Source organism: Streptomyces sp. RB17 (genome assembly GCF_009604455.1).
Taxonomy (GTDB): Bacteria; Actinomycetota; Actinomycetes; order Streptomycetales; family Streptomycetaceae; genus Streptomyces.
Window position 1 is genome coordinate 23,004 of the sequence record NZ_WEGL01000014.1, and the last position, 13,767, is coordinate 36,770.

Below are 13,767 nucleotides of genomic sequence, written 5' to 3' on the forward strand. Positions count from 1 at the left end.
CTGGCCGGCATGCCAGCCCAGGCGAAGTGTGGCAAGGATGGCCCGGTGGCCGAGTCGGGCCGGGTGGTGGTTGGTTGACAGGAATGACCGGAGCTCACATGGAACTTGACGTCGTCGGACTCAGCGACGCCTCACAACTCGTGTACAGCACCCTGGTGGGGCTGCGCCCCAGTACGGCCTCGGAGGTCGCCGATGCCTGCGGGTTGAGCCTGGGCACGGTCGGCCGGTATTTGTCCGCGTTGGTGAAGGACGGCCTTGCCACCAAGGCGGCGGGCCGTCCCCCACGCTTCACCGCAGCGGCTCCCGATGTGGCGGTCACCGAGCTGATCCACGAACGTGAGCGCCAGCTCGACGCGGCTCGCTCTGTGGTGCGGCAGCTCGCCGAGAAGCACCGTGAGGCGCGTCGGATCAGCGACCCGAACATCGCTGTCGAACTGATCACCGGTCATGAGGACATCAGCGCGGCCGTCTCCCGGCTCACCGCGAGCGCTCGGCGCCAGCTGCGCGCCTTCGACCGTCCGCCCTATGTCGAGCGTCCGGGCAGCAACCTGGAGAACCAGCGTCGCCGGCAGCACGCCGGTGTCGGCCATCGTGTCATCTACGACCGGGCCGCCGTGGCCTGGCCGGGGCGCCTGCGGGACGACATCCTGCCGAGCATACGTATCGGTGAGGACGCCCGGGTTCGGGAGAAGTTGCCCCTGAAGCTTGTGATCGCCGACGACAGATGGGCGGTCATTCCCTTCAGTCTCGCCACCGGTGGCCACTCCGTGGCTTACCTCGTCCACCGCTCACCCATGCTCACCGCGCTGGAGGCTCTTTTCGAGGCCGAGTGGGAGCGCGCCACCCCGGTGCGGGACACCAAGCCGCCGGCGGGAGGAACCGGCGGCCCGGACGCCGATACCCTGGCCCTCCTCGGCCTGCTCGCCTCCGGCTGTACGGATGCGGCCATCGCCCGTACGCAAGGCTGGAGCCAGCGCACCACCCAGCGCCGTATCCACCGTCTGATGACGGAACTGGACGCAGCCACCCGCTTCCAGGCCGCGGCCCAAGCCGCCCGCCGCGGCTGGCTGCAGTGAGTCGGTCGGCAGCGTCGGCGTGATCGCCGCCCTCGGCCGTGTCCCACCGTTCCTGGCTCAGAAGTCCGGCCTGTGGGTGAGGTTGTGGACCTGTAGGAGCCGGTGCCTCTCATCAGTGGGATGGTGGTGTGTGTCAAGGGAGGGTGGCGGCGGGTTGTTGCCGTGCGGCTGTTTGTCGCCCGTGAAGATCTCTTGTGGCACGGGTTGTGTGTCCCCGACGGTGCTGGCCGCGGATCCAACCGGATCCCATCGGGCCTCGGCGAGTCACCGATGGTCTGGGAGCTCGACGAGTGGCCGGTACGTGTCTGTTGAAGGATCTCAGTGGACCCCACCCGGAAAGTACCAAGACGGCGGCGAAGGACAGTGGTGGCCTTGCGGCCGCCACATTGATGATGTTCTTCGTAGTGTCAACTAGGCGGGTCGCGAGGATAGCGGGCCTGGGGCGTGTTTTCGCAGACCAGGCACGGTTTTCTTGGCGTCGCTTGATGTGCGGGTGTGGGCATCTTCGGCAGTATGTGGGTGGACTGATGCTGACCTTTTGCCGACTTTCCTGACCGTGTGTCAGTTATGGATTGATCGTTTTGGGTGTCAGGGAGATGTCGTGCTGAAGCGGGTGTTGGTCGCGCCGGACCCGGGGCGGCTGAGGTTGCGCAGTGCTGCGCGGGGTGTCCTGGGTGTCGGTCTGGCGGTGACGGTGTCGGATCCGGCGAAGCAGTCGCTGTCGGCGGCGATCGCTGGTGGGCTTGCCGCGCTGCTCGCCTTGTTCACGGTGGCCGATGGGTCGGTGCGGGGCAGGCGGTCACGACGGTGCTCTTGCCGGTGGCAGGTTTTCCGGTGCTGGCTCTCGCGGCGGTGTCGCACGAATACGCGTGGATACGGGACGTGGCGTTTGTTGCCGTCCTTGGCGCGGGGATGTATGCGCGCCGGTGGGGGCCGCGGGGCCACGCTCTGGGGACTTTCGCGTTCATGATGTTTTTCGCGGCGCAGTTCCTGCATGCGATGCCGGGCCAGTTGCCGGAGCTTTATGCGGCGGTGGCCCTTGCCCTGCTGGCGTCCTCGGCGGTGCGCCGTGGGGCAGCTGGTGTCGCACGAGCGCTGGTATTGGGCTGTGGGTGCGGTGTGGTGGATTTTCGTGAACACCACCTCGCGGGGCGCGACCCTGGTGCGGGGCTTTCGCAGGGTTTTGGGCACGGTGATCGGTATCGCCATTGGCCTGGTGATCGCTGTGCCGCTGGATGGGGCTGGTGCTCCCACCGCGGCGCTTGTCGCGGTCTGCGTGTTCGGCATTTTCTATACGGCGGCGGTGTCGTATACGTGGATGATGCTGGCGGTGACGGTGATGGCCGGGCTGTTGTATGGCCTGTTGGGGGTGCTGAATCCGGGGCTGCTTGCTCTGCGTGTGATGGAGACGGGGGTGGGGGCGCTCGGCGCGGGGCTCGCGGTGTTGTTGGTACTGCCGGTGACCACGCACGCCACCACTGACGCGTGGATCCAGCGAGCGCTGCACTGGGTCCATGCGTGCACTTCTGAGGCTGCGGCCCGCCTGGCCGGCTCTCCGGCTGCGGATCCGGCCCGGCATGTCGCTGAACTGGAGCTGCTGTTCGGCAGGGTGAGGCTGTCGCTGGCGCCGCTGGTGCACCCGTTCACTCCGCTGCGGGCGCGCAAAGCGCGGGCCCGTCAGGTGATCGAGCTGCTGGACCGGTGTGCCCGGGAGGTGCGTGGCCTGGCATCGGTCGCGGCGGATCCGGATGCTTCCCCCGGTGCCACGCCAAGTGAGGGTCATGCGGCGGTTGCAGCACCGCATCCTTCCGGTGGTGAACTGGCCTTGGCTCATCTGCATGGCACTCGCAGGCCCGTTGCAAGGCCCCGTCGCGGCCTGACGGCCACCGCCCCGGGAGGGTTACGAGGCTCGTGCTCCGTGACGGCGCCCACTACGCGATGTAGTCGGCCAGGGGCCTGGAGCATGCGGTGTCTGCCAGGGGTGTGCGTGTACTGAATGGGCTTGATCCGCTTCGGGTCCGACTGTGTGGCGAGTGCGGAGCTGACTGGCGGTCAGAGCTGACCTCGGTACCACCTGGCACAGGTTGTAGAGACCGTCTTCGGGCGTCCACGTCAGTCCAGGGCGTGTGCGTAATAGCAGGTCAGGGCATCGCGGTCCGGGGGAGTCGGCGTAGTTGGTGACAGACGTGTGACAGCATCCGATCCATAGCTCTACAGAGACTTCGCTGCTGTACCGCCACCGGCGGCGCCTTGCTGTCAGCTGAAGTGGACGTCGCTGAGGTCGATGGACACCATGACCTGATCGAGGACGGGGTAGCCGTCGGCGTCGCGGCGGTAGGCCCGGCGCTTGGTGGGCAGCGCGATGCCGTCCGCGTCCACGCAGTCGTAGACGTACTGCGCGGCGGCGAATCCGCCTGCCACATCGACGTGGTAGTCGTGTCGGCGCAGCAGCCGGTCGGGGCCGAAGTAGAAGTCCTGGTGGGTGCTGTGGCTGGCGATCCCGGGTGGGAACGTGGCGCGCAGTCCTCGCCACAGTTCGTCCCCTTCCCGCCACGGCTCGATCTCGGTGACCGTGAATCCGGGCATGGCCAGCAGGAACGGCGTGGTGAGGTAGGTCCACAGGGCGTAACCGTTGAAGTAGGCGCGGTCCAGTGCGTCCCAGGGGGTCTCCAAAGTGTGGCCGCTGAAGGACGACCGTGGGTCCTCGCGTTCGGCCACCACTCGCCCGTCGAGCTTGTCGATACTCACACGTCCGGGCGTGAAGTCGGTCTCCTGGTCAGGGGCGCCGAAGGGTCTGACCGAGGCGTGCTGCTTGTGGAGGTGAACGGTCATCTCGCGGGGCGCGGGATCCTGCGGCAAGCCTTTCACGGCGAACAGATGACCGCCGCTGACAAGGGTGGCTCGCGCCTGGGTCAGCCGGCGCCAGCGTGTGTTCCCGCCGTGGGCTTCGATCGCCTCGGTGAGTAGTTCATTCATGTAGGTCTCCTGAGGCGCGGCATCCGTTGGCCCTTGATCACCGAAGCGGCAGACGAGAGCTTGAACTCCCGCAACCGCCCGTGACCAACGACCGCCACCTCACATCTCCTGCCGTGACCATACGGCTTCAAGAGGATGGATATTCATTGTGCCGAGACTGAGCGCGGGACGTCAGCGCGGTGCGACCGCGCCCGTGTGGACGGCGCGCAGGGAGCGCTCGACGGTCTCCTGGTTTTCACCGACCGAAGCAACGTAGCCGATGGCGTCGCGCGCGGCGTCCTCCCCGAGCATGCGGGTGATCACCCAGGTGGCGAGGTACTGGGACGCCAGACAGCCTCCTGTCGTGGCGATGTTTCCCTCGGCGTGGAACGGCGCGTCCAACACGGTCACGTCGCAGGCTTCAACAAAGGGCCGGCTCTTCATGTCCGTGCAGGCCGGCACGCCGTCCAGCAGTCCGAGCCGGGCAAGCACCAGCGCGCCGGAGCATTGCGCACCGATCAGTTGTCGCGAAGAGTCGAGCGGCAGCCGGGAGATCAGCCGGTCGTCGGCGACCACGTCTCGCGTCTTCACGCCACTGCCGATCAGCACGACCTCGGCGTCGGTCACGAACTGCATGGGGCGCTGCCCCGTCACCTCGACGCCGTTCATCGACGTGACCACCGGCGTCGGCGTGGTGATGAAGGCTTCCAGGCCGCCCTTGCGGCATCGGTTGATCAGCGCGGACGCGATGAAGCTGTCGAGTTCGTTGAACCCGTCGAAGGTGACCACGGCTACCTGCATCGCATCTCCTTCAAGCACGGCGTCGGATCTGCACTCTTCCCTGGCGTGCCGGTCCGGGGCGAGCGCCCGGTCAGCGGATGGCCCCGGTGCGGCAACCCACCATGCGGCCGTGGCTCACCAGCGTGGGGCGCTGTCGGCAAGTTGGAGTTCGCCGCGGCCGAAGGAGAAGTTCTCGTTCGGGACCGGAATCAACGCGATGAAGATGTCGTCGGGCGAGACGCCGAGTGCCTCGACCACCAGTTTGTTGATGGCCGCCGCCACAGCCCGCTTGTCCTCCAGAGGTCGGTGGGCCCCGAGCTGAAGCGTGATGATCATGGCGTCGCTGCTGCGCTGCATGCCCATGAACGTCGGGTCCAGGAAGAGTTCGTTCTCGCCGTGCTCACTGATCATGATGAACCGGTCGCCCTCGGGTATCCCGAGGGCCTGGACCAGTGACTGGTTCAGCGCATCGGCGAGAACACGCTTCTGTTCCGAGGAGAAACGGTTGGCGGGGATGTGGGCATTGAAGACGGGCATGAGTTGCTCCTCGGGGCTTGCGATGTCGGCTCGTGCAGTCGGGGGGGATTGATCGATTCCGGCCGCAGTGGGGGAGGGAAGACACGGGGGTGGAGAGGCTGCTCGCGCTCCCTGCACAGCCGAAGCGGAGCTGATCAGGCTTCTGACCACCCACCGAAGAAGATCCGTGGGCCGGCGCGGACTCTCTAAGTCTCTATCTGGAACCCAGGGGGCGTCAAGGCTGAGTTCCAAAACGGAACTCAAGAGGTACGCTGTCATCATGGAGTGGCGAGAACTTGATTTGGACAACTGCAGCGTCGCCGCGACACTGAGCCTGGTCGGCGAGCGATGGACCCTGCTCATCCTTCGCGAGGTCTTCGCGGGACTGCATCGATTCGACGAGATAGCCGAGCACCTCGGGATCTCCCGCAGGGCCCTCACCGAGCGCCTTCGGCAACTGGTCGACGCCGGCCTGCTGGAACGCCGGAGCTACCAGGAGGCCGGCCAGCGCTCGCGCCATGAGTACCACCTCACCGGCCGCGCCCACGACCTGCAATGGGTCCTGGCCGCGCTGCTCCAGTACGGCGACACCCACCTCGGCGACCCTGCGGCCGCGCCGGTGGTGCTGCGCCATTCCGGCTGCGGCGGCCACGTCCACGTCGAGCTGCGCTGCTCGTGCGGCCACGAGGTCGCCGGTTCCGAGGTGGAGCCGACCCTCGGCCCCGGCGCCGTCCGGCTGTCCACATGACGCAGTCAACCCCGATCCCGGCCTACCGCGACAGAGCGCGGCGTCACGGAGGCTGATCGTTCCAGCAGGGCTGCATCCTGTTCCACTTGAGAGGTTTCCATGATCGAGCGCAAGGATGTCGAGTTCGAAGCCGACGGCGCAGTCACGCTTCGCGGATGGCTGTTCCTGCCGGACGGCCCGGGCCCGCACCCAGCGATCACCATGGCCCACGGCTATGCGGGAGTGAAGGAACACGGCCTGGAGCCCTTCGCGCGAGCCTTCGCCGAGGACGGATTCGTCGTCCTGGTGCACGACCACCGCACCTTCGGGGCCAGCGACGGCGAGCCCCGGCAGGACGTCGACCCCTGGCAGCAGATCGCCGACTGGCGGCGGGCCATCTCCTACCTGGAGAGCCGGCCGGAGGTCGACGCCGACCGCATCGGCTTGTGGGGGAGCAGCTATGCCGGGGGCCACGCGATCGTACTGGGTGCGACCGACCGTCGGCTGCGCGCCGTGGTCTCCCAGGTACCGACCATCAGCGGGTACGAGCAGGGTCTGCGCCGCGTGGCACCGGACGCCGTGGCGGGCCTCGAGGAGTCCTTCGCAGAGGACGAGCGGGCCCGGTTCCGCGGAGAGGCCCCCTACACCGTGGCCATCGTCAGCAGCGATCCGGCGGTGCCCGCCTCCTACCGATCACAGGAGGCCATCGACTTCTACCTGCAGCCCACACCGGACGGCGTGTGGGAGAACAAGGTCACGGTCCGTTCAACCCGCGCTGCGCGCATGTACGAGCCCGGGATCTGGGTCACGCGGGTCTCGCCCACGCCCCTGCTCATGGTGGTCGCCCTGGGCGACGCGGTCACCGTGACCGACCTGGCGCTCGCCGCCTACGAACGTGCCCTCGAACCCAAGCGTCTGCAGCTGATCCCAGGCGGCCACTTCGACCCGTACACCAGCCAGTTCGATCAGGCGAGCGACGCCGCCCGCGCCTGGTTCCGTGAGCACCTCGCCTGACAGGCGAACGCACCCCTTCCCCGGCGTCCCCACACGATCGAGGAAGAACCATGCTCCATCTGTGCTGTCTCAGCGACGACAGCCTCGCCACGCTGGTGGTTCGCAGTGCGCCGCAGAACCGCATCGTCCAGCAGATGGCCATGAACTCGCCGAGGCGCCGAGCGCCCTCGGCCGCAGCAGCGCCCCAGCGGGCCTCCTGGTCAGCGAAGGCCCGAATTTCAACTCCGGCGGTGACATCGTCCCGTGGGAGCTGACCGGCTTCTGGACGAGGCCCGGCGCTCCGCGGCCCTGGAGTGGTTCCAGTAGAACCTCCGCCCCGTCACAGCTCTCTTTCTCACCCCTCACCCCCACCCCAAAGGAAAGATTATGAGCTTCGCCTACTCGTCGATTCGGACCCGAGAGGAGACCGGTGTCCTATTCGCCACCCTCGACGCCGGCCCCCTCAACCTCATCGGTGTCGACCTCGTCCGTGACCTCGTCTCACTCGTCGACAAGCTGCACACCGACCCTGGCGACCTGCGGGTCGTCGTCATCGACAGCGCCTCACCCGAATTCTTCTCGGCGCACGTGGACCTCACGGCGATCCCGCAGTACACCGCAGAAGCCGCCAAGGCCGGTGGCCCCGGAGACGCTTCGCTCGGCATGTTCCTGTACAAGCTGGCGCACGTCCCGGTGATCACCATCGCCAAGGTGCGCGGCAGGGCCCGCGGTGGCGGCAACGAACTCGCCCTGGCCTGCGACATGATCTTCGCCGCGCGCGAGAACGCCGTCTTCGGGCAGTTCGAGTCCGGCACCGGCGCCCTGCCCGGCGCCGGCGGAATCCAGCACCTGACCCGGCGGCTCGGCAGAACACGTGCCATCGAGGCCATCACCGGCGCCGACGACTTCGACGCCGACCTCGCAGAGCGCTACGGCTGGATCAACCGCGCCCTGCCCGACGCCGAACTGGACGGCTTCGTCGAGCACCTGGCCAAGCGCATCGCCGGATTCCCACCCGCGGGGGTCAAGGCCGCCAAACGCGCGATCAACGATCTCACCCTGCCACACCCGGCGAACGTCCGCTCCGACTCGGCCACGTTCCTCAGCCTGGTCGCACTGCCCGAAAGCCGCGAACGCCTGGACTACCTCGCGAACCGGGGCCTCCAGACGCCTGGTGATCTCGAACGCGACCTCGGCACGGCCGTGGCGGAGTTCCCTGGCTGACAGCGCCAGCGGCTGCCTCGTCGCAGAATTAACACCTTCTCGGCGAATGTGGTGACCACACACAGGCTAGACGCAGGATCCTGCTGGCCTCATCTTCGCCGCCGGCCCGAACCAGCCGGTCAGCGCCAAGGTTGGCGCAGGCGCTGCGAACGGTGAGGTCGGCGATCCGTCGTGTGCGTCGAACGCTGGACGTCCGCGCCCTTTCCGTCTCGTCGCTGGAGGACGCGGTGACCGATCCCGACCGTGCAGACGTCCGATACACCCTGGGTATCGCACCCGGCTCGCTCTCGGCCGTGGGGCACGCCCCGCAGCTCGTGCGGAACCCGCTCGGCTTCTTCCGTAACCTTCCCGGCCACGGTGACCTCGTCCGTCTCCGGCTCGGTTCGATACCCGCGCGTGTGCCACCACGAGCTTGTGCACCGGATGCTCCAAGATCCCCGTACCTATGACAAGGGTGGAAAGATCCAAAAGACGGCCCGCCAGCTGCTGGCTACCGGCGTGATCACCACTGCGTATGCAGGGCAACGTGAGCAGCGGCGGATGATGCAGCCGGCATTTCATCAGGCCCGGCTGCCGGGTACGTCGAGGCGATGACCAACTGCAGCCGGGAGGTCGTCACCAACTGGAAGCCTGGTCAGATCATCGACGTGAACAACGAGATGCTCACGTCCGCATGCCCCCAGGCCAGGGCCGCCCGTCTGAAGGACCGCCCACTATGGGCCCCGCGCTAACCAGCAGCGCGGGGCCCATGCTCGTCCATGAACGCCGTCGTGTGCCCGGGAAGCAAGGAGATCGACGCTGGCCCCAGCGGCCGACCGGTTATTGCGGGATCTCGGGTGCCGGGCTGCCGGCGATTGCCGGTGAAGCGGGCCACGAGGCTGTCCGCCATGCCAGTCACGAGTGGGCGAGAAGTCAACTCCATCTCAGCCAGCCCGGACCCGGTTGAGCACCGGTTCGGTCCGGGTCCAGCGAGTGGCAGCCAGGCCGGGGCCGGCAGAGGATCAGCGCGTGTGTGCGGGGCCATGCCGTTGAGGAGGCCCGGACATGCGCTGGTGGTCGTCGCTGATCACGATCGGCCGGGACGGACTGCGCATTCAACGTGCGTTCGCGGCCCCGTCGGCGATCGTGCGGGCCGTACCGGCGGTGCTGCTCGCCACCGTCCTCGGGCTGCTGCTGGACGACCCGCTGGCCGGGGCCATGGCCAGCGTCGGTGCGTTCATCTGCGGCATCGGTACGCTGCTGAGCCCGCTGCGGCACCCGGTGGTGAACGCGGTCGGGATGGCGGCGGCCTTCAGCGCCATGGCGGTGCTGGGGGCCCTGGTGCACGGCACCACCTGGTTGTTCCTGCTGCTGCTCGCGGGCGCGGCGTTCGTGGTCGGGCTGTGGCGAACGGTGGGCGTCGCGCCCGGCATCCGGGGCTGCCTCGCGGTCATCGTGCTGATGATCACGGCTGATCTCGCCCCCGACGTGCACGGCGGCCTGGTGATGGCCAGGTGGATCGCGGTCGGGACCGGTCTCGTCGTCGTGGTGCGGTTGCTCCCGCCGTACGGTCCGCGGTTCGCCTCCCAGCGCCGTGCTCTTGCCGCCCTGTACCAGTCACTCGCCGAGGCCTCGGTCGCTGCCGGGTCCGACGCCGTGAGCGAGGCCGCTCCGTTCACGGCGACCCGGCACGCCCTGGACCTGCTGCCGCAGTTCAGCCGGCCGGCCGCGGCGGCCATGTTCGGACTGCTGGGCGAGGCTGAGCGCATCCGCCGCGCGCTGCACACCGTACGGGTCACGGCATCCGCGGCGGCAGCGGCCGGGAACCAGAAGGTCCTGGTCGGCCCCGCTCAAGTGCTGGGGAACATCTCCCGCACGGTGGCCACAGGCCGCGAGCACCGCACCCCCGGGGGAGGTCTGGGCCGTCCTGGAATCGGCGGCGGACGACTTGCCCGTACGCGCCCCGCGCGACCTGACTGCACGGCTGCGGCTGGCCGAGCAACTGGCCCGGCGCTCGACGGAGGGCCGCGTCGGCGATGTGCTGGAACCTCACACCGAGGTGCCGGGCCTGTACGCGGGCACCCCCTCCGTGGCACGCACCGCCCGGCGGATCCCGGCGCAGCTGCATCTCCAGTCACCGATCTTCCGCCACGCGGTGCGGCTCGCCGTGGGCGTGGTGCTCGCCGAGGTCATCGGCCGGTCGATCGGCGGCTGGGGCGGGCTGGGCATCTCCGCGCGCGGCTTCTGGGTGGCCCTGACCACCATGCTGGTGCTCTTCCCCGGGTACGGGCACACCATGGCCCGCGGCTGGGGACGGGCGACCGGGGCCGTGCTGGGCGGCCTCTTCGCCTGGGTGCTCTCCTTGCCGCACTGGTCGCCCGCCGGCCTTGCGGTCGCGTCGGTGGTGCTGGCCGCGGCGTCGTTCGCGACGTTGCGGACCGGGCAGCTGATGCTCAACCTGTGGCTGACCACCTGGATCGTCTTCCTGATCCACCACGTCGGCGGGCTGCCCGGGCCCACGGCGTGGGCGCGGGCCGCCGACACGGTGGTCGGCGCGGTGCTGGCGATACTCATCTTCCTGGTCTGGCCGACGTGGTCCACCCGGCGGCTGCCGGGCCTGCTCGCGGAGTGGCTGCGGGTGCAGGACCGGCTGCTGCCCGAGCTGCTGACCGGCTACGCCGACGTCGGGGCGACCGACCTGGCAGCTGTCGACGCGCTGCGGGCGCGGTCACGGCAGGTCCGGGAGCACATGGAGGCCGCGGTGGAGCAGTCGCACGCCGAACCCGCCGGGCACCGCAGGCCCTGGACGAGTACGCAGCTGGAGCGGATCAGGGCTCAGGTCTCCAGGGTCGCCGGATGTGCCACCCTGCTGGGCGAACACCTGCCGCGTACCTCGCAGGAAATCGTGCCGGAGCTGACCGAACTGGCCGATCCGCTGCACGAACACCTCACCGCCCTGGCCCGCGCCGCCGCCGGAGCTGAGACCGTGGCCCCGGGGGCGTTGCGGTCGGTGTACGACTCCTTCACCGCCCGCTCCGGTCTGCCGGCCGAGAGGTCGGACGGCTCCGGAAGCGCTGCGACCGGCCGGGCCGTCGCCCTGAGCGCCGCGACCGTCGACGCCGTCGAGGCCCTGACCGCCACCATCGCCTCCCGCCACCGCCCCGGTCGTCACACGGCAGCGTGAGCCTCAGGCCCGCCGGCCGCCATGGCCATGGCTCTCCGTGCCGGCAGGTCGTCTGTGCGCCTGGACGCACGGTCGGATGTCCGGCGTTTCCGGGACGAGACGAGACCGATGCCCGCGATGCCTATGCGGTTGGACAGGTTGATGCACTCATCTGCGGATGATGTGGTCCGACGGATACGGGGTGGCCGGCGTGACCGGCGGACCTCCGGCCTGCGCCGTCATCGGTTGTGCGTAGAGATAGGGAACCGGGACCGGTGAGGTGGGAGGGAAACCTGGTACGGCGGCGTCGAGATGGGCATCCAGGCTCAGTGCGGCGGAGACGAGGGCGAGGTGGGTCAACGCCTGCGGGAAGTTGCCGAGTTGCTCGCCGGTCAGTCCGATTTCCTCGGAGTACAGACCGAGATGATTGGCGTAGGTGAGCATCTTCTCGAAGACGAATCGCCCCTCACTCAGATGGCCGGCGCGGGCGAGGGCCTCGACGTACCAGAACGTGCACGCCGAGAAAGTGCCTTCGGACCCGCGCAGCCCGTCCGGAGAGGCAGAGGGGTCGTACCGGTACACGAGGCCGTCGGACACGAGATCTTTCTTGATCGCGTCCAGGGTCGAGAGCCACCGCGGGTCCTGCGGGGGGATGAACCCTACCGCGGGCATCCGCAGCAGCGCGGAGTCCAGGACCTCGCTTCCCAGGTACTGGGTGAACGCGGCACGCTCCTCACTCCAACCCCGCTGCAGGATCTGCCAGTAGATGGCGTCGCGTTGCCTGGTCCAGCGCTGCACCTCACCGGGGCGGCCGCTCCGGGCGGCCATACGGACGGCCCGGTCCAACGCGATCCAGCTCATGAGCCGCCCATAGGTGAAGTCCTTGTCACCGCCCCGCGTTTCCCAGATGCCGGCTTCGGGACGGTCCCAGTTCTCGCACACCCAGTCCACCGTGTTGATCAGTGCCTCCCAGATGCGGCAGGTCGCCGGCAGACCGCGCAGGTCGGCGAAATGGAGGCACTCGAGCGCCGATCCGTAGATGTCGAGCTGCAACTGGTCAGCGGCACCGTTACCGACCCGCACCGGAGCTGAGGACCGGTAGCCCTCCCAGTGCCCGAGAGTCTGCTCCGCCAGGTCGGAGGAGCCGTCGACGCGGTACATGACCTTGAGAGGGTGCCCGCCCGATCCGGCGGCCTCCTGTACGCGGTCGCCCAGCCACTCGGTGAACGCCATGGCCTCGTCGGTGAATCCCAGTCCGAGCAGCGCGTGCAGGGACAGGGAGGCATCACGCACCCAGGCGTAGCGATAGTCCCAGTTGCGCTCGCCTCCGACCTGTTCAGGCAGGCTGGTGGTCGGGGCCGCGACCATGGCCCCGGACGGGGCATATGTCATCAGTTTGAGCGTCATGGCAGAGCGGTTGATCGTCTCCCGCCACCGTCCGGTGTAGCGCGAATGCGCCAGCCAGCTGTGCCAGAAGGCGATGGTGTCCTCCAGAAGGCGCTCGCATTCTTCCGGCGGAACGATGCGGGGCGGACCGTCGGCGAACGTCTCCAACACGAGGCCGCGGGTCATACCGGCTCGCAGCCTTATGGACATGACCGCTTTTCCTGCGTGGATTCTTCGGTCGTCCAGGCGCTCGTCGTCGAGTGTGTCCACCACGTGGATGGTCAAGTCCGCGTCCCGGCCGGCGAAATGCCAGCCGCCCATGGACGACGTGACCTCATGCGGTTGCCGCGCGTAGTCGAACCGCGGGGCGATCTCGATGTCGAACGAGATCTCGCCGCGCGTGCAGCGCAGCATGCGGACCAGCCGGTGCTTGTTCGTCGGACTGCGTGGCGAGGCAGGAGGCATGAAATCCACGACTGAGCCGACGCCTTGCTCGGTCATGAATCTGGTGAGCAGCACACAGGTGTCCGGGTAGTAGAGCTGCTTGGTCGCATACGTCGGCGCCTGGGGAGTGATCGTCCAGTGACCGCCGCTGTCACCGTCGAGCAGTGCTGCGAAGATGCTCGGTGAGTCGAATCGTGGGCTGCAGAACCAGTCGATCGTTCCCTCGGTGGACACCAGGGCGGCCGTGTGCAGGTCACCGATGAGTCCGTGGTCTTCGATCAGCGGATGCTCGTTCATGGGGTCTCTTCCCGACGTGCCTGGCGTCAGCGATGCCGCCGTCGCTAGCGACCATGCGACTTGAGGGCATGCCACGCGCCCCACCTCCAGACTGCCCGGCGTGCGCAGGCTTCGCATCACTCCTGGAAGCGGAGCATCTGCGGGCCCGGTACCTACGGTGACGATGTCCTGCGGGGACGGAGTGCTCGGCGGGGCTGGACACCGCAGACACGGGGGCGGTGCTCGTC

11 protein-coding genes and 1 pseudogene are annotated in these 13,767 nt (G+C 68.3%); 7 read left to right on the top strand and 5 right to left on the bottom strand.

The window, feature by feature from the left end; all coding sequences use genetic code 11:
• Positions 1 to 98: 98 nt before the first annotated feature.
• Positions 99 to 1,076, top strand: a complete 978-nt coding sequence (locus SRB17_RS40940) for a TrmB family transcriptional regulator (protein ID WP_153546700.1) — start codon at positions 99 to 101, stop codon at positions 1,074 to 1,076.
• 601 nt (positions 1,077 to 1,677) lie between these two features.
• Positions 1,678 to 3,072: pseudogene (locus SRB17_RS40945) on the top strand (FUSC family protein).
• A 260-nt stretch (positions 3,073 to 3,332) separates the two neighbouring features.
• On the opposite strand, the gene SRB17_RS40950 reads toward SRB17_RS40945, so the two are convergent.
• The 3 genes from SRB17_RS40950 to SRB17_RS40960 form a co-directional block, all read right to left on the bottom strand.
• The gene (locus tag SRB17_RS40950; RefSeq protein ID WP_153546702.1) at positions 3,333 to 4,052 is read right to left on the bottom strand and encodes a hypothetical protein; all 720 of its coding nucleotides are present in this window, start codon (positions 4,050 to 4,052) and stop codon (positions 3,333 to 3,335) included.
• 171 nt (positions 4,053 to 4,223) lie between these two features.
• Positions 4,224 to 4,832, bottom strand: coding sequence for an AraC family transcriptional regulator (locus tag SRB17_RS40955; RefSeq protein ID WP_153546704.1), 609 nt, complete (start codon positions 4,830 to 4,832; stop codon positions 4,224 to 4,226).
• 114 nt (positions 4,833 to 4,946) lie between these two features.
• The gene (locus tag SRB17_RS40960; RefSeq protein WP_153546706.1) at positions 4,947 to 5,348 is read right to left on the bottom strand and encodes a tautomerase family protein; all 402 of its coding nucleotides are present in this window, start codon (positions 5,346 to 5,348) and stop codon (positions 4,947 to 4,949) included.
• 259 nt (positions 5,349 to 5,607) lie between these two features.
• Here SRB17_RS40960 and SRB17_RS40965 point away from each other — a divergent pair, with 259 nt between their 5' ends.
• The 4 genes from SRB17_RS40965 (at position 5,608) to SRB17_RS40980 (ending at position 9,002) form a co-directional block, all read left to right on the top strand.
• The gene (locus SRB17_RS40965) at positions 5,608 to 6,075 is read left to right on the top strand and encodes a winged helix-turn-helix transcriptional regulator (protein ID WP_153546707.1); all 468 of its coding nucleotides are present in this window, start codon (positions 5,608 to 5,610) and stop codon (positions 6,073 to 6,075) included.
• 99 nt (positions 6,076 to 6,174) lie between these two features.
• Positions 6,175 to 7,068, top strand: coding sequence for an alpha/beta hydrolase (locus tag SRB17_RS40970; protein WP_153546709.1), 894 nt, complete (start codon positions 6,175 to 6,177; stop codon positions 7,066 to 7,068).
• A gap of 366 nt (positions 7,069 to 7,434) precedes the next feature.
• Positions 7,435 to 8,271: an enoyl-CoA hydratase/isomerase family protein gene (locus SRB17_RS40975; protein ID WP_153546711.1), complete on the top strand. Its 837-nt coding sequence runs from the start codon at positions 7,435 to 7,437 to the stop codon at positions 8,269 to 8,271.
• Positions 8,272 to 8,861: 590 nt separating this feature from the next.
• Positions 8,862 to 9,002: a hypothetical protein gene (locus SRB17_RS40980; protein ID WP_153546713.1), complete on the top strand. Its 141-nt coding sequence runs from the start codon at positions 8,862 to 8,864 to the stop codon at positions 9,000 to 9,002.
• Between the two features lie 363 nt (positions 9,003 to 9,365).
• Here the strand turns inward: SRB17_RS40980 and SRB17_RS40985 are convergent, their stop codons facing one another.
• Positions 9,366 to 9,704, bottom strand: a complete 339-nt coding sequence (locus SRB17_RS40985; protein ID WP_153546714.1) for a hypothetical protein — start codon at positions 9,702 to 9,704, stop codon at positions 9,366 to 9,368.
• Between the two features lie 494 nt (positions 9,705 to 10,198).
• Here SRB17_RS40985 and SRB17_RS40990 point away from each other — a divergent pair, with 494 nt between their 5' ends.
• Entirely contained in the window at positions 10,199 to 11,434 is a 1,236-nt protein-coding gene (locus tag SRB17_RS40990; RefSeq protein WP_153546716.1) for an FUSC family protein, read from the top strand.
• Between the two features lie 147 nt (positions 11,435 to 11,581).
• Here SRB17_RS40990 and SRB17_RS40995 read toward each other — a convergent pair whose 3' ends face one another.
• Positions 11,582 to 13,540 carry a glycoside hydrolase family 15 protein gene (locus tag SRB17_RS40995; RefSeq protein WP_153546717.1) on the bottom strand — a complete coding sequence of 653 codons (1,959 nt, stop codon included), beginning with the start codon at positions 13,538 to 13,540 and terminating at the stop codon, positions 11,582 to 11,584.
• Positions 13,541 to 13,767 lie beyond the last annotated feature (227 nt).

Bases quoted from the DNA above. Each gene is read 5' to 3' on its own strand.
- SRB17_RS40940 (WP_153546700.1), top strand. From the start codon at position 99: ATGGAACTTGACGTCGTCGGACTCAGCGACGCCTCACAACTCGTGTAC.
- SRB17_RS40950 (WP_153546702.1), bottom strand. From the start codon at position 4,052: ATGAATGAACTACTCACCGAGGCGATCGAAGCCCACGGCGGGAACACA.
- SRB17_RS40955 (WP_153546704.1), bottom strand. From the start codon at position 4,832: ATGCAGGTAGCCGTGGTCACCTTCGACGGGTTCAACGAACTCGACAGC.
- SRB17_RS40960 (WP_153546706.1), bottom strand. From the start codon at position 5,348: ATGCCCGTCTTCAATGCCCACATCCCCGCCAACCGTTTCTCCTCGGAA.
- SRB17_RS40965 (WP_153546707.1), top strand. From the start codon at position 5,608: ATGGAGTGGCGAGAACTTGATTTGGACAACTGCAGCGTCGCCGCGACA.
- SRB17_RS40970 (WP_153546709.1), top strand. From the start codon at position 6,175: ATGATCGAGCGCAAGGATGTCGAGTTCGAAGCCGACGGCGCAGTCACG.
- SRB17_RS40975 (WP_153546711.1), top strand. From the start codon at position 7,435: ATGAGCTTCGCCTACTCGTCGATTCGGACCCGAGAGGAGACCGGTGTC.
- SRB17_RS40980 (WP_153546713.1), top strand. From the start codon at position 8,862: ATGACCAACTGCAGCCGGGAGGTCGTCACCAACTGGAAGCCTGGTCAG.
- SRB17_RS40985 (WP_153546714.1), bottom strand. From the start codon at position 9,704: ATGACCGCGAGGCAGCCCCGGATGCCGGGCGCGACGCCCACCGTTCGC.
- SRB17_RS40995 (WP_153546717.1), bottom strand. From the start codon at position 13,540: ATGAACGAGCATCCGCTGATCGAAGACCACGGACTCATCGGTGACCTG.